This is a genomic window from Shinella yambaruensis, assembly GCF_050859155.1.
GTDB lineage: Bacteria > Pseudomonadota > Alphaproteobacteria > Rhizobiales > Rhizobiaceae > Shinella > Shinella yambaruensis.
Window position 1 is genome coordinate 4,372,360 of record NZ_CP150638.1, and the last position, 18,018, is coordinate 4,390,377.

An 18,018-nucleotide genomic window follows, 5' to 3' on the forward strand; every position below is an offset into this window, starting at 1 on the left:
TTCGATGACCGATACCGATTCCAGTTCCCTGCCCGAACGCAAGCGCGGCTCCGGTGTGAAGATGGTCTATGACCTCCTGCGCGACGAGATCCTCGACCTGAAGCTTGCCCCCGGCAGCCCGATCGACGAGGTGCAGCTTGCCGAGCGGTTCAAGATGTCGCGCACGCCGATCCGCGAGGCCCTGGTGCGGCTGGCCGGCGAGGGGCTGATCGAGACCCTGCCGAACCGCTCGACCATGGTCTCGAACATCGACTTCCTCAACCTGCACACCTTCTTCGACGCGCTGGTGCTGATGTACCGCGTGACGACGCGGCTTGCGGCGCAGGCGCACCGTCCGGAGGACCTCGCCGTCATCAGGGGCTTCCACGAGGACTATGCGGCGGCGCTCGAGGCGCGCGACGCCCTGAAGATGATCGCCACCAATGCCGCCTTCCATGCCGCCATCGCCGAGGCGGGGCGCAACCCCTATTTCACCAGCCTGTTCCGCCGGCTGCTCGACGAGGGACGGCGCATCCTGCAGCTCTACTACCAGTCCTACGACGAACAGTTCCCCCGGCGCTTCGTGGACGAGCATGCCGCGATCATCGCCGCCATCGCGGCGCGCGACATCGAGGAAGCGGACCGCCTCGGCAAGGCCCATGCCGAGGCGATCGTCGCCCAGGTGCAGAAGCTGTTCAGCCGCAACGACAGGCTCGACATCACGCTCTGATGGAATTTGTATTTTTCTTGTCGACAAATAAAATACAAGATGCTATACCCGTCATCAGAGAGGGGAAAGGCCCCGTGCATGTGCCGGCCGCCCATCCGACGAACCGCCAAAGGAGACCGACATGAAGGCCAAGATTTTTTCCGGTGTCATTCCCGCCCTGATGACCCCCTGCAAGGACGACCGCACGCCGGATTTCGACCAGCTGGTGCGCAAGGGCAGGGAACTCATCGAAAAGGGCATGTCGGCCGTCGTCTATTGCGGCTCGATGGGTGACTGGCCGCTTTTGACCGACGAACAGCGCATGGAAGGCGTCGAGCGTCTCGTCAAGGCGGGCATCCCGGTCATCGTCGGCACCGGTGCCGTCAACACCGCCTCGGCCGTCGCCCATGCCGCGCATGCCCAGAAGGTCGGCGCGCAGGGCCTCATGGTCATCCCGCGCGTGCTCTCCCGCGGTTCCGTCGCCGCCGCGCAGAAGAACCATTTCAAGGCGATCCTCTCGGCCGCCCCGGACCTGCCGGCGGTCATCTACAACAGCCCCTATTACGGCTTCGCCACCCGGGCCGACCTGTTCTTTGCGCTGCGCGAGGACCACAAGAACCTCGTCGGCTTCAAGGAATTCGGCGGCGCGGCCGACATGCGTTATGCGGCCGAGAACATCACCAGCCGCGACGATGACGTCTCGCTGATGATCGGCGTCGATACCTGCGTCTTCACCGGCTTCGTCGATTGCGGCGCCGTCGGCGCGATCACCGGCATCGGCTGCGTGCTGCCCAAGGAAGTGCTCCACATGTGCAATCTCGCCCAGGCCGCCGCCAAGGGCGACCCGGATGCCCGCGCCCGCGCGCTGGAGCTGGAATCGGCGCTCGCCGTGCTCTCCTCCTTCGACGAAGGCCCGGACCTCGTCCTCTACTTCAAGCACATGATGGTGCTGAAGGGCGACAAGGAATACACGCTGCACTTCAACGAGACCGACGCGCTCTCCGACAGCCAGCGCGGCTATGTCGAGACCCAGCTGAAGCTGTTCGACACCTGGTATGCCGAATGGAGCAAGCTGCCGGGCGCCGTGCAGACCTACAAGGCGTAAGGTTGTATGCCTCTAAAGCGAAAGGCCCTCCGCAAGGAGGGCTTTTTTGTTTCGGCGGCGATGATCGGCCGCTCCTCCCGCACTCCGCACTCTGTACTCTCCGTCGTCATCCTCGGGCTTGATCCGAGGATCCTGTGTGTTTGGTCTGATGTAAGATGGTTGCGGGAAGGAGGCCGAGAGGATCCAGGCCGCCGTTTGTGACGGCAGGCCGCGGCATGGCTTGGCCCCTTCCCGCTTCGCCCATCAACCTGAACAGTTGCACGGGGCTGTCGCCACAGACCCCGCACACAGGAGCAGGCGCCATGACGATACACCATACCTTCATCGGCTGCGACATCGGCAAGGACATGATCGACATCTTCGATCCGAAAACGGCCAGGTTCTGCCGCATCCCCAACGAGCAGACCGCGCTGTCCGCTTTTGCCCGTGGTCTCGACCCGGCCACCGACCTGGTCGTCTTCGAGGCGACAGGTCATTGCGACCGGATGCTGCGCCTGTGTCTGGCACAGGCCGGCATCGCCTTTGCCCGCGTCAACCCGAAGACGGCCCGGCGCTTTGCCGAAGCGCGGGGACGGCTGGCCAAGACCGACCGCATCGATGCCCGCTCGCTTTGCGAGATGGGAACCATGTTCGGCCTGACGGCCGAGGCGCCGCCTTGCCCGGTGCGCGAGCGCCTGGCGGCCCTTGCCCGCCGCCGGGATCAGCTCGTCGATGCCCGTGCAACCGAGCGCCGGCATCTTTGCGATGCCTTCGATCCCGCCGTCCGCGCCGACATCGAGGCCATGATCGCCATCCTCGGCGAGAGGATCGCCTCGATCCAGGCTGCGATCGACGAGCAGATGAAGAATGGACATCTCGCTCAGCAGGCGCACCGCCTTACCTCCGCGCCCGGCGTGGGCAAGGTGACAGCCTTGACCCTGCTGGCCCATATGCCCGAACTCGGCAGCCTTTCGCCCAAAACAGCCGCAAGCCTTGCCGGCCTTGCTCCCTTCAATGACGATTCCGGCAGGAGATCCGGCCGCCGCCGCATCAAGGGCGGCAGGCCACGCGTGCGAAAGGCCCTCTACATGGCGGCCCTCGGCGCCATCAAGGCCTCAGCGCGCCTGCGCGCCTTCCATCAGGCCGTCTCAGCCAGAACAGGTTCCGCAAAGGCCGGCATCATCGCCGTCGCGCGAAAGCTCATCACGATCCTCAACGCAATGCAGCGCGACAAAACCAACTTCGCTTGAACACAGTTGCCATTTCACAGCGAGGACGTAGCGGGAAGGTGGATCTTCGGGTCAAGCCCGAGGATGACGACGGTGGGTGGAGCGGATATGCGTTAATGCGCCAGAGCCGCGAGACTATTCGCCGGCTAATAAAAACAACCGCGCGATCAGGAGATCGCATCCAGCCCCTTCTCCAGCAGGCGGTCGAGCTGCTCGATCTCGGCGGCGGTGAGCGTGACACCGTCCGCCTCGGATTTCCTGCGCGCCACGAAGCGGCGCTGCGAGGGCAGGCGGGCGCCCTGGCCGACGATGGCCTCGAACAGCACTTCGGCGCGGGCGAAGGGATCGCCGGGCCGGCCGGCGGAGAAGGCCTCCGGCGACATTGCGATGATCAGCTCGCCATGGAAGGGCGCAAGCGTCGTGGTGCCGAGATAGTCGAGCACTTCCGGGCTCGTCAGGTCGCCGATCATGATGCCGGCGAGCAGTTCGATCATCGTGCCGATGGCCGAGCCCTTGTGGCCGCCGAAGGGCAGCATGGCGCCGGCGAGCGCGGCTTCCGGGTCGGTGGTCGGGTTGCCCTCGGCGTCGATCGCCCAGCCCTCGGGCAGCTGTTTGCCGGCGCGGCGGTGCAGCTCGATCTCGCCGCGGGCGGCGACCGAGGTGGCGAAGTCGAAGACATAGGGCGCATCGCCCTTGCGCGGCCAGCCGAAGGCGAAGGGATTGGTGCCGAGCAGCGGCTTGTTGCCGCCGGTGGGCGCGACGGTGGCGTAGCTCGGGCACATGACGAGGCCGGCAAGGCCTTCTTTGGTCACGGCCTCCACTTCCGGCCAGAGGGCGGAGAAATGCGTGCAGTCGTTGATGACGAGCGCGGCAAGGCCGAGCGTGCGGGCGCGGGCGGCAAGAACCGGCACGCCGAGTTCGAAGGCCGGGTTGGCAAAGCCGCCGCCGGCATTGACCTTGACGATGGCCGAGCCCTCTTTGGCATCCAGCACCGGCACGGCGTCCGGCTTGACCTTTCCGGCCTTGACGGTGCGCAGCGCACCCTCGATACGGTAGATGCCGTGCGACTTGCAGGCGTCGCGCTCCCCGGCGACGATGACGCGGGCGAGCGCGCCGGCCTGCACGGCATTGAGGCCGGCCTTGCGGAAGATCGCTTCCACCCGTTCGTGAAGGGCGGCAATCGTCAGGGTGGAGGTCTGCGTCATCTTTGGTCTCTTCCGCTTTTGCCGACCGGGGCAGGTTGGCGATTGATCATTTGCATACATAGAGTATACAAGATTTCGACAAGTGCAATTCGCCCAGCAAGAGTCTATGTCAGGGGCGAATCCCTCTTCCCGTGAGAAAGGTACGTCTAATGGCTTTCACTCCCAACGGTAAACATCTCGTCGCAGGCGAATGGCTTGATGGAAACGGCACCTTCACCTCCTCGCCCGCCCATGGCCCGGCGCACGACTTTGCCGTCGGCACGGTCGAGCTGGTGAACAAGGCCGCGGAAGCCGCCGAAACGGTCGAGCTGGTGAACAAGGCCGCGGAAGCCGCCGAAGACGCCTTCCTCAGCTACGGCTATTCCTCCCGCGCCGAACGCGCCGCGTTCCTGCGCGCCATCGCGGACGAGATCGAGGCCCGGGCAGAAGCGATCACCGAGATCGGCACGCAGGAGACCGGCCTGCCGGTCGCGCGCCTGCAGGGCGAGCGCGGCCGCACCACCGGCCAGCTCCGCCTCTTCGCCGATCATATCGAGAAGGGCGACTATCTCGACCGCCGCTTCGACGCGGCCCTTCCCGACCGCCAGCCGGCGCCGCGCCCCGAAATCCGCCTGATCCAGCGGCCGATCGGCCCGGTCGCCGTCTTCGGCGCCTCCAACTTTCCGCTCGCCTTCTCCACTGCCGGCGGTGATACGGCTGCCGCGCTTGCCGCCGGTTGCCCCGTCGTCGTCAAGGGCCACTCCGCCCATCCGGGCACGGGCGAGATCATCGCCGAGGCCATCGAGGCTGCCATCAGGAAGACCGGCGTGCATCCCGGCGTCTTCTCGCTCATCCAGGGCGGCAACCGCCAGGTCGGTGAGGCGCTGGTGCAGCATCCGCTGATCAAGGCCGTCGGCTTCACCGGCTCGCTCGCCGGCGGCCGCGCCCTCTTCAACCTGTGCGCCGCCCGCCCGGAGCCGATCCCGTTCTTCGGCGAGCTCGGCTCGGTCAACCCGATGTTCCTGCTGCCGCAGGCCATGAAGGCCCGCGCGGAAGGCCTCGGCCAGGGCTGGGCGGGCTCGCTCACCATGGGCGCCGGCCAGTTCTGCACCAATCCGGGCATCGCCATCGTTGAGGACGGCGCGGATGCCGACCGTTTCACCGCCGCTGCCGTGGAAGCGCTCGGCAAGGTCGGCCCGCAGACCATGCTGACCGACGGCATCGCCAAGGCCTACCAGGACGGCCAGGCGCGCTTTGCAAGCCGCAACACCGTCAAGCCGCTGCTGACGACGGAATCCGCCGGCCGTAACGCGCTGCCGAACCTCTTCGAGATCTCCGGCGAACAGTTCCTCGCCGACCACGCGCTTTCGGAAGAGGTCTTCGGCCCGCTCGGCCTCGTCGTGCGCGTTTCCTCGGTCGACGAGATGGAGAGGCTCGCCCGCAATTTCGAAGGACAGCTGACGGCGACCATCCACATGGATGAAGGCGACCTTGAAGATGCGAAGCGCCTGCGCCCTGTCCTCGAACGCAAGGCCGGCCGCGTGCTCGTCAACGGCTTCCCGACCGGCGTCGAGGTGGTGGATTCCATGGTGCATGGCGGCCCCTATCCGGCCTCCACGAACTTCGGCGCCACCAGTGTCGGCACCATGTCGATCCGCCGCTTCCTGCGCCCGGTCTCCTACCAGAACATGCCGGAAGGCCTGCTGCCGGAAGATTTTCTGAACTGATTCAATATTCTAGCGCTCCTGACGGCCGGGCTTCCCGTGAGGAAGCCCGGCCGTCATATTTTCTCCTTCCGGGTATATACTTTTTGTATATTAGTTGTATTTTAGTGGCGGTTTACAGTCTCGGCGCAGGACGGACCTCCGCCGCGTGAATCGACAGACCAATCCAGGGAGAGAGTTTATGAAGAAGACCTCGGTCCTCGCCTTCGGCCTCGTGGCCGCCACCGCTCTGACCAGCCCGGCCAAGGCCGACAAGCTGGACGACATCATCTCGTCCGGCACGCTGCGCTGCGCCGTCGTTCTCGACTTCCCGCCGATGGGCGCGCGCGACGAGAACAACAACCCGATCGGTTTCGACGTCGATTACTGCAACGATCTGGCCAAGGCCCTCGGCGTCACCGCCGAGATCGTCGAAACGCCCTTCCCGGAGCGCATCCCGGCGCTGATGTCCGGCCGTGTCGATGTCGGCGTCGCCTCGACCTCCGACACGCTGGAGCGTGCCAAGACCGTCGGCATGTCGATCCCCTACTTCGCCTTCGAGATGGCCGTGACGGCCAACGACAAGTCGGGCATCAAGTCCTTCGAGGACATGAAGGGCAAGACGGTCGGCGCCACCGCCGGCACGTTCGAGGCCATCGCGCTCGAAAACTCGGTCAAGGAATGGGGCGCCGGCGAGTTCCGTCCGTACCAGACCCAGGCCGACGTCTTCCTCGCGCTGAGCCAGGGCCAGATCGACGCCACGGTCTCCACCTCGACGGTCGCCCAGTCCAACGTCAAGAGCGGCAAGTTCGCCGGCATCTCCGTCGTCGGCAAGGCGCCCTATGACATCGACTATGTCGCGCTCTTCACCAACCGCGAAGAATACGGCCTGATCAACTACCTGAACCTCTTCGTCAACCAGCAGGTTCGCACCGGCCGCTACAAGGAACTCTACGAGAAGTGGGTCGGCGGCGACGTGCCGGACCTCTCGGTCGGCGGCGTCTACCGCTAGGAGCCGTTTCCAAGGCGGCGCGGGACATCCCGCGCCGTCCATCGTTTCCGAAGGGTGAGACGGCAATGTTCAGTTACACTTTCCATTGGAACCAGGCGCTGAAGGCGTTGCCCCAGATGCTGGACGGCGCGCTGGTCACGCTCCAGATCGCGCTGCTCTCCATGGCCGTCGGCCTTGCCGTCGCCCTGGCGCTGACGCTCTTCCGGCTGTCCGGCAACCGCATCCTCGGCGGCTTCGCCACCGCCTGGGTCGAGATCGCGCGCAACACGCCGGCCCTCTTCCAGATCTATATGGCTCATTTCGGCCTCGGCAGCTTCGGCATCCATCTCAGCCCCTACACGGCGCTGCTCGTCGGCATCGCCTTCAACAATGCCGGCTATCTGGCGGAAAATTTCCGCGGCGCGCTGAAGGCGATCCCCGAGACGCAGACCCGCGCCGGCCGTTCGCTCGGCATGACGCCGCTCATGGCCTTCCGCTACATCGTCATGCCGCAGATGCTGCGCATCGCCTTCCTGCCCGCCACCAACCAGGCGGTCTGGGCGATCCTGATGACCTCGCTCGGCGTCACCGTCGGCATGAACACGGATCTTGCGGGCGTCACGCAGGCGCTGAACGCGGTTTCCTTCCGGACCTTCGAATTCTTCGCGCTTGCGGCGGTCATCTACTACCTGATCGCCAAGGCCGTGACGCTGGCAGCGCGCCTCGCTGCCACGCGCATGTTCCGCTACTGAGAGGGGTAAGCCATGTTCGATACCGCTCTCACCCTTGCCGATCTCGGCTTCCTCGCCAAGGGCGCGGCCATGACGCTCGCCGTCACCGCCGTCTCCGTCCTTGCGGGCACCGTGCTCGGCATCCTCTTCGGCGTCATCCGCAACCAGGCCGGCCCCTACTGGTCGATGCCGCTCACCTTCCTGCTCGACATCTTCCGCTCCGTGCCGCTGCTCATCCAGCTCGTGCTCGGCAATGCGCTGCAGTCGATCATGAAGCTCGGCTGGGCGCCGTTCACCACCTCCTGCGTGGTGCTGTCGCTCTATACGGCGGCCTATTGCACCGAGATCGTGCGCGGCGGCATCTCTTCCGTGCCGGCCACCACGCGCCGCGCAGCCAGATCGCTGGGCATGACCTGGTGGCAGGACATGCGCTACATCGTGGCCCCGCTCGCCACGCGCGTCTCGCTGCCCGCCTGGATCGGCCTGACGCTCGGCGTCATGAAGGATTCGGCGCTCGTGCTCTGGCTCGGCCTCATCGAGCTCCTGCGTGCCTCGCAGATCCTCGTCACGCGCCTGCAGGAGCCGCTGTTCATCCTGCTCATCTGCGGCGCCATCTACTTCATCATCAGCTTCCCCATCGCCCGGCTCGGCGGTTATCTCGAAAGACGGTGGTCCAATGATTGAGATCGAAAACGTCCGCAAATCCTTCGGCCAGCTCGAAGTCCTGAAGGGAATCAACCTCACCGTGGAGAAGGGCGAGGTGCTGACCATCATCGGCGGCTCGGGCTCGGGCAAGTCGACGCTGCTCACCTGCATCAACGGGCTGGAGACCATCGACAGCGGGCGCATCGTCGTCGACGGCACCGACGTGCATGCCAAGGGCACGGACCTCAACAAGCTGCGCCGCAAGCTCGGCATCGTCTTCCAGCAGTTCAACGCCTTCCCGCACCTGACCGTGCTCGAAAACGTCATGCTGGCCCCCGTCAAGGTTCTGGGCCAGTCGAAGGCCGAGGCCGAGGCGATGGCCGTCAGGCAGCTCACCCATGTCGGCCTCGGCGACAAGCTGAAGGTCTATCCGAGCCGCATGTCCGGCGGCCAGCAGCAACGCATGGCGATCGCCCGGGCGCTTGCCATGTCGCCGGCCTACATGCTGTTCGACGAGGTGACCTCGGCGCTCGATCCGCAACTCGTCGGCGAAGTGCTCGATACGCTGCGCATGCTCGCCTCCGAGGGCATGACGATGATCTGCGTCACGCACGAAATGAAGTTCGCCCGCGAGGTCTCCGACCGCGTCGCCTTCTTCCACAAGGGCGTGATGGCCGAGATCGCCCCGCCGGAAGCGCTGTTCGGCGCGCCGAAGGATGCCGACCTGAAAACCTTCCTCGCTGCGACGCACTGAGGCGATGATGAAGACTGGAATCGAACCGGGCGTCGTCGTCATCGGCGCCGGCGTGGTCGGCCTTTCCGCGGCCATTGCCGCCCAGGCCCGCGGCCTCGCCGTCACCGTGCTCGAGCGCGAAGCCCCCGCCGCCGGCGCTTCCGCCGGCAATGCGGGCGCCTTCGCCTTCACCGACATCCTGCCGCTCGCCTCGCCCGGCATCCTCAGGAAGGCGCCGAAATGGCTGCTCGACCCGCTCGGGCCGCTTTCCGTGCCGCCGTCCTATGCGCTGCAGATCGCCCCCTGGATGGTCCGCTTCTGGCGCGCCTGCTCGGCACGCCGCGTCGCCCATTCCACCGCCGCGCAGACCGCGCTGATGGACCTTTCCAGGGCCGAGCTGGAGCCCTTCCTCGGCGCGACCGGCACACTTGCCATGCTGCGCAGGGAGGGCAATCTCCAGGTCTATGAAAGCCGGGCCGACCTGACCTCCTCGCTGCCGGGCTGGAGGGCCCGCGAAGCGCACGGCATCGAATTCCGCCACATGGATGCCGCCGAAATGGCCACGATCCAGCCCGGCCTCGCCCCGCGCTTCACGCACGGCACCTTCACGCCCGGCTGGTATTCCATCGCGGACCCGAAACTCTACACGCTGGCGCTCGCCGATCATTTTCGCGCGAAGGGCGGCAGGATCGAGCGCGCCGAGGTCGCCGGCCTCAGGCCCGTCGAGGGCGGCGTCGAGATCGCGACGGCGGATGGCGGGACGCGGCGCGTGGAAAAGGTCGTGCTCGCGGCCGGCGCCTTCTCGCACCAGGTCGCCCGCACGCTGGGCGAGAGCATCCCGCTCGAGACCGAGCGCGGCTACAACACGACCCTGCCGCCCGGCGCCTTCGACCTCAGGACGCAGGTCACCTTCGGCGGCCACGGCTTCGTCGTGACCCGGCTGTCGACCGGCATCCGCGTCGGCGGCGCGGTGGAACTCGGCGGGCTGAAGCTGCCGCCGAACTTCCGCAGGTCCGAGGCCATGCTGGAAAAGGCGAAAGCCTTCCTGCCCGGCCTGAAGCCGGCGGGCGGCGTGCAGTGGATGGGGTTCCGCCCCTCGCTGCCCGACAGCCTGCCCGCCATCGGCCGCGCCCGCGCCACGCCCGATGTTGTCTACGCCTTCGGCCACGGCCATCTCGGCCTCACCCAGTCCGCCGGCACGGCGCGGCTCGTCGCCGACCTCGTGACCGGCCGGCCGGCGGCGATCGACATCGCGTCCTTCTCGCCGCAGCGTTTCTAGGCGGCTGCGCCGGAGCGGTATCGCTTCGGCGCGGGAAAACACTATCCTGGAGCAATCCGGCGCGCCGGATGTCACCGGACCTGCTCCAGGCCGTGCCCGCGTCCCTCGGGGATCGCGGGCGCCCATACCTTGGTTTTCGCGCGTTTCCGGCAAGCGCGCGCCGCCTATCCTTGATGGAACCACGCAGCAGCACAGGACCCGTCCCATGGCCGACCTCTCCGCCCGCAGCCTCCTTTCCGGCACCGCCGCCGGCCCGGTCATCGCGACGGGCGAGGCGCTGAGCTTCTGGGGCGGCGTCGATCCCGCCACCGGCCGGGTCATCGACGTGCACCACCCGCTGCATGGCGTCACGATCACCGGCGGCATCCTGATGATGCCGTCGAGCCGCGGCTCGTGCACCGGCTCCGGCGTCCTGCTCGACCTTGCCCTCACCGGCCGCGCCCCCGGCGCCCTCGTCTTCAGCGAGGCGGAGGACGTCCTGACCCTCGGCGCCCTGATCGCCGCCGAGATGTTCGGAAAATCCCTGCCGGTCCTGCGCCTGTCGCAGGCGGCCTTCGATGCCCTCTGTCGCGCCGGGACCGCAAGGATCGGCGAAACCGCCATCGAGGCTGACGGCCTCACGATCCCCGTCACCCCGCCCGCCACCGCCGCGCTCGATCTGACGGAAGACGACCGCGCCATGCTGGACGGCCGCGACGGCATCGCCGTTGCGCTCGCCATGCGCATCACCACGGCCATGGCGGCCCAGCAGGGCGCACGCGAACTCGTCGACGTCGTGCAGGGCCATATCGACGGCTGCATCTATGCCAGCCCTGCCAACCTCACCTTCGCGGAAACGATGGCGGAGATGGGCGCGAAGGTCCGCGTGCCGACCACGATGAACGCCATCTCCGTCGACCGTGCCAACTGGCAGGCGCAGGGCGTGCCGCCGTCCTTCGGCGATCCCGCCGCCCGCCTCGCCGATGCCTATGTCCGCATGGGCTGCCGCCCGACCTTCACCTGTTCGCCCTATCTGCTGGACAGCGCGCCGAAGACCGGCGAGGCCATCGCCTGGGCCGAATCCAATGCCGTGATCTTCGCCAACACCGTGCTCGGCGCCCGCACGGCGAAGCACCCCGATTTCCTCGACCTGTGCATCGCGCTCACCGGCCGCGCGCCGCTGTCCGGCGCCTATCTCGACGAGCACCGCAAGGCGCGCCGCGTCATCGACGTCGATCTGCCGGAGGGGATCGACGATGCCTTCTGGCCGCTCATCGGCTACCTTGCCGGCCGTGCCGCGCCCGACCGCATCCCGCTGCTGCGCGGCCTTGCCGCGGCAAGGCCGACGCGGGACGACCTCAAGGCCCTCTGCGCCGCCTTCGGCACCACCTCCGCCGCGCCCATGCTGCACATCGAGGGCGTGACGCCCGAGGCGGACGGCGCGGCCTTGTCCGCCGCCGACCGGGTGACGATCACCCGCGCCGACATGGTCGAGGTCTGGACGATGTTCAACGAAGGCCCCGCCGAGGTCGAGCTCGTCGCCATCGGCAGCCCGCATGCCTCGCTCTCGGAATGCGCGGCCCTCGCCGATGCCCTCGCCGGCCGCAGGTGCCACGCGGACGTCGCCGTGATCGTCACCGCCGGCCGCGACGTGATGGCGGAAGCCGGGGATACCGTTGCCCGGCTGAGGGAAGGCGGCGTCCAGGTCCTGCCCGACCTCTGCTGGTGCTCGATCTCCGAACCGGTCTTCCCGCCCAAGACCCGCACGCTCCTCACCAATTCCGGCAAATACGCCCATTACGGCCCGGGCCTTTCCGGCCGCACCGTCCGCTTCGGCAATCTCTCCGACTGCATCGAAGCCGCCCTGACCGGCCGCGTCCCCCCGCGCCTGCCCGCCTGGCTTTCCTGACCGCAGGACGACAATGCCCGCCGGGGCTTGCCGGGCGGGCGTTCAGGGAACGCCAAGGCATACGCCTTGGCGTGGATTTCCTGCGGAAAATCAGGGGAGAACCTTGAAGGGGATATGGCGGACAGAGAGGGATTCGAACCCTCGATAGAGTTTCCCCTATACACGCGTTCCAGGCGTGCGCCTTCAACCACTCGGCCACCTGTCCGTCCGCTCGCAGCCGACGGTCAATCCGGCGCGGACCGCTTTCCTGTTTCCATTCCGGCGGGACGGCGCGATATATACCGAGGTTTGCGGCGGGATCAACCGCTTTCTGACAGATTTTTGAAGGATGTTCTGGTTCGGGCGAAGGATTGCGCAGGGCTGGACGTCTCCCTATCTATAGGCAGGAATGAAGCGGAGCGGATTTGGGCTTGCGCGGGCGATATCTGGAGAGTGCGCGATGATACGGTTCATCCTGAAGGCCATCAGCCTCGTTGCTCTTGTCGTCGCCGTCATGGCGGGCACGATCGATGCGATCCAGTCGGTTTCGGCCTCCGAGCCGGTGCTCACGCCGCTGGCCGTCGCCTGGAGCACGGCCAGCCCGGACACGATCGCGCTCGTCGCCGACGGCATCATGCGCAACCTCCATCCCTATGCCTGGGATCCGGCGGCCATGTGGGTGCTCTCGCAGCCGGCCTTTGTCGTCCTGCTCGCCGTCTCGCTGTTCTTCTGGGTGATCGCCTACCGGCGCCCGCCCGTCGCGGGCCGCTTCACCGCCTGAAACACGCCTTTTCGCGCAGGTGCCGCCAAGCCAGACGCTTTGCACCTTCGCTGGAATTGCCCAACCGGCCAGGAGGCCAGAAATGTTCCTGATCGACATGTTCAACAAGAAGACCGTCATGCCCGCGCCCGGCGCAGCCCTGCCAGGCCGCGCCGAACCCATCCCGACGTCCAAGACCCACTTCGTCAACGGCCGGCCGCTGGAAGGCCCCTATCCGGACGGTTTCAAGACCGTGCTGCTCGGCATGGGCTGCTTCTGGGGCGCCGAGCGGCTGCTCTGGAAGATCCCGGGCGTCCATGTGACGGCGGCCGGCTATTCCGGCGGCTTCACGCCCAACCCGACCTATCACGAGACGACGACGGGCCTGACCGGCCATGCCGAGGTCGTACGCGTCGTCTACGATCCCGCCGAGGTGAGCCTGGAGACGCTGCTGAAGGCGTTCTTCGAGGCGCATGACCCGACCCAGGGCATGCGCCAGGGCAACGATATCGGTACCACCTACCGCTCGGCGATCTATCTCGACGACGCGGCGGACCTTGCGACCGCGCGCCGCGTGCGCGATGTCTACCAGGCCGCGCTGACGGCGGCGGGACGCACCGACAGGATCACCACCGAGATCGCCGAGGCCGGGCCGTTCTACTTCGCCGAGGATGTGCACCAGCAATATCTTGCCAAGAACCCGGGCGGCTATTGCGGCCTGCGGGGCACGGGCGTTTCCTGCGCCATCGGCTGATTTCGCAGAATTTTCAGAAGGATGCGCGCCGCCGCGAAGGGCTTTCGCGGCGGCTTCTATTTTTTACCAGTTGAAAAATTTCTGGTGAATTTTTCCCGGAGCCGTGCAAGGATGCCGCCAGCCTGACCCAAGGGAACGGGTCGGTGGCTCCGTTGCGCGCCTTTCGGGCGCCCACGCGGAAGGTCCCTATAAAACCAATAGCGAACAGGGCTGCACAATGAAAAAACCCCTTCTCACCCTTCTTGCCACGGCCGCCATGTCGGCAAGCGCGTTTGCCGCGGACATCAAGCCGGCGATCATCTATGACCTCGGCGGCAAGTTCGACAAGTCGTTCAACGAGGCAGCCTATAACGGCGCGGAGAAGTTCAAGGCCGAGACCGGTATCGAATATCGCGACTTCGAAATCGCCAATGACGCCCAGCGCGAGCAGGCGCTCCGGCGCTTCGCCAGCGACGGCAACAACCCGATCGTGATGGCCGGCTTCTCCTGGGCGGCCCAGCTCGAGAAGGTCGCGGCCGAATATCCGGACACCAAGTTCGCCATCATCGACATGGTCGTCGACAAGCCGAATGTCCGTTCGGTCGTCTTCAAGGAAGAAGAGGGCGGCTGGCTCGCCGGTATCCTCGCCGGCATGGCGTCCAAGACGAAGACCGTCTCGTTCGTCGGCGGCATGGATATCCCGCTGATCCACAAGTTCGCCTGCGGCTATATCGGCGGCGTCAAGTCGCTCGGCTCCGACATGAACGTGCTCGAAGCCTATACGGGCACGACGCCGGATGCCTGGAACGACCCGGTCAAGGGCGGCGAGATCGCCAAGTCGCAGTTCGACCAGGGCTCCGACGTGGTCTATCATGCGGCCGGCGGCACGGGCGTGGGCGTCCTCCAGGCGGCGGTCGATGCGGGCAAGCTCGGCATCGGCGTCGATTCCAACCAGAACGGCCTGCATCCGGGCAAGGTGCTGACCTCCATGGTCAAGCGCGTCGACGTCGCCGTCTACGACGCGTTCATCACCGCCAAGAACGACACGTTCCAGCCCGGCGTCAACGTGCTCGGCCTCAAGGAGAACGGTGTCGACGTCGCCATGGACGAGAACAACGCGCCGCTCATCACCCCGGAAATGAAGGCCGCGGTCGACAAGGCCCGCGCCGACATCATCGCCGGCACGGTGAAGGTACACGACTACATGTCGGACGAGACCTGCCCCTACTAAGCGGCAGCGACGGCCCGTCTGCATCGCGCAGACGGGCCGATTCCGTCTTCCCGGATCCCGGGCTTGCCTTGCGCAGGCAAACCGGTGCGCGCCTGCTGGACGTGCTTCAGTAATGCGGCGGGCGGGTGATGGCCGGGGCGTCGAGAGAGCCCTCTTCCAGCGCGAGGAACCGTTCCGTCAGCCGGTCGAGCTTCGACCGCAGTTGCTCGACCACGCGCCATTGCTCGGCGAGCTGGTCGGAAAGCTCCTCGATCGTGTTGGCCTGATGGGCGACGTGTTCCTCCAGGCGGGCGAGGCGGTCGGCCCCAGTCTCGTCGGGGCGGTCGGGCATGGTCATGGCTTTCCTCCTCGGTCGAATGCCGGGCGACAGGAGCTATAGCGGCAGAGGCCGGGGCCCGCAATCGGACTGGACAAGGGCGGCGGAAGCAACAAGACTAAGACCGGTCGGCCGAAAGGCCCGTCGGCCTCAAATCCCCGTAAGAGTGGATCGTCATGAGCGAATTGGCAATCGAACTGCAGGGCATCGACAAGAGCTTCGGCCTCGTCCACGCCAACCGGAACATCAACCTGAAGGTCCGCAAGGGTACCATTCACGGCATCATCGGCGAAAACGGCGCCGGCAAATCCACCCTCATGTCGATCCTCTACGGCTTCTACCAGGCCGACCATGGCGACATCCTCGTCGACGGCCGGAAGGCCGATATCCGCGATCCGAACGCGGCGATCGCCGCCGGCATCGGCATGGTGCACCAGCATTTCATGCTGGTGGAGAATTTCACCGTGCTGGAGAACATCATGCTCGGCGCGGAAGAGAGCCAGATCCTCAATGCCGGCATCACCAAGGCGCGCGCCGAGCTGAAGCGGCTGGAGAAGGAATATGCGCTGGAGGTCGATCCGGACGCCGTCATCGAGGAACTGCCGGTCGGCATCCAGCAGCGCGTGGAAATCCTGAAGGCGCTCTACCGCAGGGCCGATATCCTCATCCTCGACGAGCCGACGGGCGTCCTCACCCCGGCCGAGGCCGACCACCTCTTCCGCATCCTCGAGCAGCTGAAGGCCGAGGGCAAGACCGTCCTCCTCATCACCCACAAGCTGCGCGAGATCATGGCGATCACCGACGAGGTTTCCGTCATGCGCCGCGGCGAGATGGTGGCGACGCGCACGACGAAGGAAACCTCGGTGGAGGAGCTGGCCGAGCTGATGGTCGGCCGCCGCGTTCTGCTGCGCGTCGAAAAGGGCGAGGCGAAGCCTGCCGACGTCAAGCTCTCGGTGAAGAACCTCACCGTGCGCGACAGCCGCGGCGTGACCATGGTCGACGACGTCTCCTTCGACATCCGCGCCGGCGAGATCGTCGGCATTGCCGGCGTTGCCGGCAACGGCCAGTCCGAGCTGCTGGAGGCGATCTCCGGCATCCGCCGCGCGAAATCCGGCACCGTGCTGCTCAACGGCAGCCCCATCGACGTCACAGGCCATGCCGACCCGGCCGAGCTGCGCAAGCGCGGCCTCGCCCATGTGCCGGAGGACCGGCACCATGTCGGGCTCGTGCTGAAATTCGAGGAGAGCGAGAACGCCATCCTCGGCTACCACGACGATCCGAAGTACCGCAAGGGCATGCTGCTCGACATCGACGCCATCCGCGCCGATGCGGAGGAGAAGATCGCCGCCTATGACATCCGCCCGCCGAACCCGCGGCTGAAGACCGCCAATTTCTCCGGCGGCAACCAGCAGAAGATCGTGCTGGCACGCGAGATGGAGCGCGATCCGGACGTGCTGGTCATCGGCCAGCCGACGCGCGGCGTCGATGTCGGCGCCATCGAGTTCATTCACAGGCGCATCATCGAGATGCGCGACCAGGGCAAGGCGGTGCTGCTCGTCTCGGTCGAGCTCGACGAGATCCGCGCTCTGTCCGACCGCATCCTTGTCATGTTCGCCGGCCGCGTCGTCGGCGAGCGCACGCCCGATGCCACCGAAGGAGAACTCGGCCTCCTGATGGCCGGGGTGGAAGGCCGGAAGGAGGCCGCGGAATGAGTGTCCCGCACGCGAAACTGCCCGGCTGGGCCGAATACGGCTTGATCCCGCTCGTCAACCTCGCCGTCGCCTTCCTGATTTCCGGCCTCGTCGTGCTCATCGTTGGCGAAAGCCCGCTGGAAGCCGCCTATCACATGATCAACGGCGCCTTCGGCCGCGGCGAATATATCGGCTTCACGCTCTACTATACGACGACCTTCATCTTCACCGGCCTTGCCGTGGCCGTCGCCTTCCATTGCGGCCTGTTCAACATCGGCGGCGAGGGGCAGGCCTATATCGGCGGCATCGGCGTGGCGCTCGCCTGCCTGTCCTTCGACCATACGCTGCCCTGGTATCTCGTCTTCCCGATCGCGATCCTCGGCGCCGCCTTCTTCGGCGCGCTCTGGGCGCTGATCCCCGGCTGGCTGCTGGCCAGGCGCGGCAGCCATATCGTCATCACGACGATCATGTTCAACTTCATCGCCGCCAGCCTGATGAACTATCTGCTCAACAAGGTGTTCAAGCCGCTCGGCTCCATGTCGCTGGAAACCCGTACCTTCGATGCCGGCGGCCAGCTGCCCAAGCTCGACTGGCTGATGTCGATCTTCGGCCTTTCCGTCGGCACGGCGCCGTTCAACATCTCCTTCCTGCTGGCGCTTCTTGCCGCCTTCGGCGTCTGGGTGCTGATCTGGCGCACGCGGCTCGGCTACGAGATGCGCACCATGGGCCACAGCCCCGCCGCCGCGCGCTATGCGGGCATCAAGGAGGCGAAGATCATCGTCATCACGATGATGATCTCGGGCGGGCTGGCCGGTATGATGGCGCTGAACCCGATCATGGGCGAGCAGTTCCGCATGCAGCTCGACTTCGTGCAGGGCGCGGGCTTCGTCGGCATCGCCGTGGCGCTGATGGGCCGCTCGCATCCGGCGGGCATCATTCCCGCCGCACTGCTCTTCGGCATGCTCTACCAGGGCGGGGCCGAAATCTCCTTCGAGATGCCCTCCATCTCGCGTGACATGATCGTCATCATCCAGGGCCTCGTCATCCTGTTTGCCGGCGCGCTCGAGCACATGTTTCGCCCGGCCATCACGCGCCTCGTCCTCGGGCTGTCGCCGAAGACGCGCGACGTCGCCGCCACCAAGGGAGCCTGACG

The 18,018-nt window shown here is 66.4% G+C and carries 17 protein-coding genes and 1 tRNA gene; 15 read left to right on the top strand and 3 right to left on the bottom strand.

The window, feature by feature from the left end; genetic code table 11:
- Positions 1–4: 4 nt before the first annotated feature.
- The 3 genes from WMC41_RS21215 to WMC41_RS21225 all read left to right on the top strand — a co-directional run bounded on the left by WMC41_RS21215 (position 5) and on the right by WMC41_RS21225 (position 3,022).
- A complete protein-coding gene (locus WMC41_RS21215) occupies positions 5–709 on the top strand; it encodes a GntR family transcriptional regulator (RefSeq protein ID WP_244770404.1) in 705 nt (234 codons plus the stop codon).
- Between the two features lie 121 nt (positions 710–830).
- Positions 831–1,793: a dihydrodipicolinate synthase family protein gene (locus WMC41_RS21220; RefSeq protein ID WP_432346211.1), complete on the top strand. Its 963-nt coding sequence runs from the start codon at positions 831–833 to the stop codon at positions 1,791–1,793.
- Positions 1,794–2,095: 302 nt separating this feature from the next.
- A complete protein-coding gene (locus WMC41_RS21225) occupies positions 2,096–3,022 on the top strand; it encodes an IS110 family transposase (RefSeq protein WP_432346213.1) in 927 nt (308 codons plus the stop codon).
- A 146-nt stretch (positions 3,023–3,168) separates the two neighbouring features.
- Here the strand turns inward: WMC41_RS21225 and WMC41_RS21230 are convergent, their stop codons facing one another.
- Positions 3,169–4,206 carry an Ldh family oxidoreductase gene (locus WMC41_RS21230; RefSeq protein ID WP_432346215.1) on the bottom strand — a complete coding sequence of 346 codons (1,038 nt, stop codon included), beginning with the start codon at positions 4,204–4,206 and terminating at the stop codon, positions 3,169–3,171.
- 149 nt (positions 4,207–4,355) lie between these two features.
- On the opposite strand from WMC41_RS21230, the gene WMC41_RS21235 reads away from it, so the two are divergent.
- The 7 genes from WMC41_RS21235 to WMC41_RS21265 all read left to right on the top strand — a co-directional run bounded on the left by WMC41_RS21235 (position 4,356) and on the right by WMC41_RS21265 (position 12,155).
- On the top strand, positions 4,356–5,912 hold the full coding sequence (locus WMC41_RS21235) for an aldehyde dehydrogenase (NADP(+)) (RefSeq protein ID WP_432346217.1): 1,557 nt from the start codon (positions 4,356–4,358) through the stop codon (positions 5,910–5,912).
- 178 nt (positions 5,913–6,090) lie between these two features.
- A complete protein-coding gene (locus tag WMC41_RS21240) occupies positions 6,091–6,900 on the top strand; it encodes a transporter substrate-binding domain-containing protein (RefSeq protein ID WP_064332107.1) in 810 nt (269 codons plus the stop codon).
- Positions 6,901–6,965: 65 nt separating this feature from the next.
- Positions 6,966–7,631, top strand: a complete 666-nt coding sequence (locus tag WMC41_RS21245; RefSeq protein WP_432346220.1) for an amino acid ABC transporter permease — start codon at positions 6,966–6,968, stop codon at positions 7,629–7,631.
- A gap of 12 nt (positions 7,632–7,643) precedes the next feature.
- The gene (locus WMC41_RS21250; RefSeq protein ID WP_272807218.1) at positions 7,644–8,294 is read left to right on the top strand and encodes an amino acid ABC transporter permease; all 651 of its coding nucleotides are present in this window, start codon (positions 7,644–7,646) and stop codon (positions 8,292–8,294) included.
- Positions 8,287–9,009: an amino acid ABC transporter ATP-binding protein gene (locus tag WMC41_RS21255; protein WP_272807219.1), complete on the top strand. Its 723-nt coding sequence runs from the start codon at positions 8,287–8,289 to the stop codon at positions 9,007–9,009. Before WMC41_RS21250 ends, WMC41_RS21255 begins: the two co-directional genes overlap by 8 nt.
- Before the next feature lie 7 nt (positions 9,010–9,016).
- The gene (locus WMC41_RS21260) at positions 9,017–10,267 is read left to right on the top strand and encodes an NAD(P)/FAD-dependent oxidoreductase (RefSeq protein WP_432346222.1); all 1,251 of its coding nucleotides are present in this window, start codon (positions 9,017–9,019) and stop codon (positions 10,265–10,267) included.
- 205 nt (positions 10,268–10,472) lie between these two features.
- On the top strand, positions 10,473–12,155 hold the full coding sequence (locus WMC41_RS21265; protein ID WP_432346224.1) for an aconitase X: 1,683 nt from the start codon (positions 10,473–10,475) through the stop codon (positions 12,153–12,155).
- Between the two features lie 115 nt (positions 12,156–12,270).
- Here the strand turns inward: WMC41_RS21265 and WMC41_RS21270 are convergent.
- Positions 12,271–12,360 (bottom strand) — tRNA-Ser (locus WMC41_RS21270).
- 234 nt (positions 12,361–12,594) lie between these two features.
- Between WMC41_RS21270 and WMC41_RS21275 the strand changes: the two genes are divergently transcribed.
- The 3 genes from WMC41_RS21275 (at position 12,595) to WMC41_RS21285 (ending at position 14,858) form a co-directional block, all read left to right on the top strand.
- Positions 12,595–12,915, top strand: a complete 321-nt coding sequence (locus WMC41_RS21275; RefSeq protein WP_244770395.1) for a hypothetical protein — start codon at positions 12,595–12,597, stop codon at positions 12,913–12,915.
- Positions 12,916–12,997: 82 nt separating this feature from the next.
- A complete protein-coding gene (msrA, locus tag WMC41_RS21280; protein WP_432346227.1) occupies positions 12,998–13,648 on the top strand; it encodes a peptide-methionine (S)-S-oxide reductase MsrA in 651 nt (216 codons plus the stop codon).
- Between the two features lie 217 nt (positions 13,649–13,865).
- Positions 13,866–14,858 (top strand): BMP family lipoprotein, encoded by a 993-nt coding sequence (locus WMC41_RS21285; RefSeq protein ID WP_432346229.1) that lies wholly within the window; start codon positions 13,866–13,868, stop codon positions 14,856–14,858.
- A gap of 106 nt (positions 14,859–14,964) precedes the next feature.
- Here the strand turns inward: WMC41_RS21285 and WMC41_RS21290 are convergent, their stop codons facing one another.
- Positions 14,965–15,189, bottom strand: coding sequence for a SlyX family protein (locus tag WMC41_RS21290; RefSeq protein WP_244770457.1), 225 nt, complete (start codon positions 15,187–15,189; stop codon positions 14,965–14,967).
- Positions 15,190–15,350: 161 nt separating this feature from the next.
- Between WMC41_RS21290 and WMC41_RS21295 the strand changes: the two genes are divergently transcribed.
- Together WMC41_RS21295 and WMC41_RS21300 are read left to right on the top strand one after the other, a co-directional pair.
- Positions 15,351–16,886 (top strand): ABC transporter ATP-binding protein, encoded by a 1,536-nt coding sequence (locus WMC41_RS21295; RefSeq protein ID WP_432346231.1) that lies wholly within the window; start codon positions 15,351–15,353, stop codon positions 16,884–16,886.
- Positions 16,883–18,016, top strand: a complete 1,134-nt coding sequence (locus WMC41_RS21300; RefSeq protein ID WP_064332134.1) for an ABC transporter permease — start codon at positions 16,883–16,885, stop codon at positions 18,014–18,016. The genes WMC41_RS21295 and WMC41_RS21300 overlap by 4 nt, the downstream gene beginning before the upstream one ends.
- The last annotated feature ends 2 nt before the right edge of the window (positions 18,017–18,018 follow it).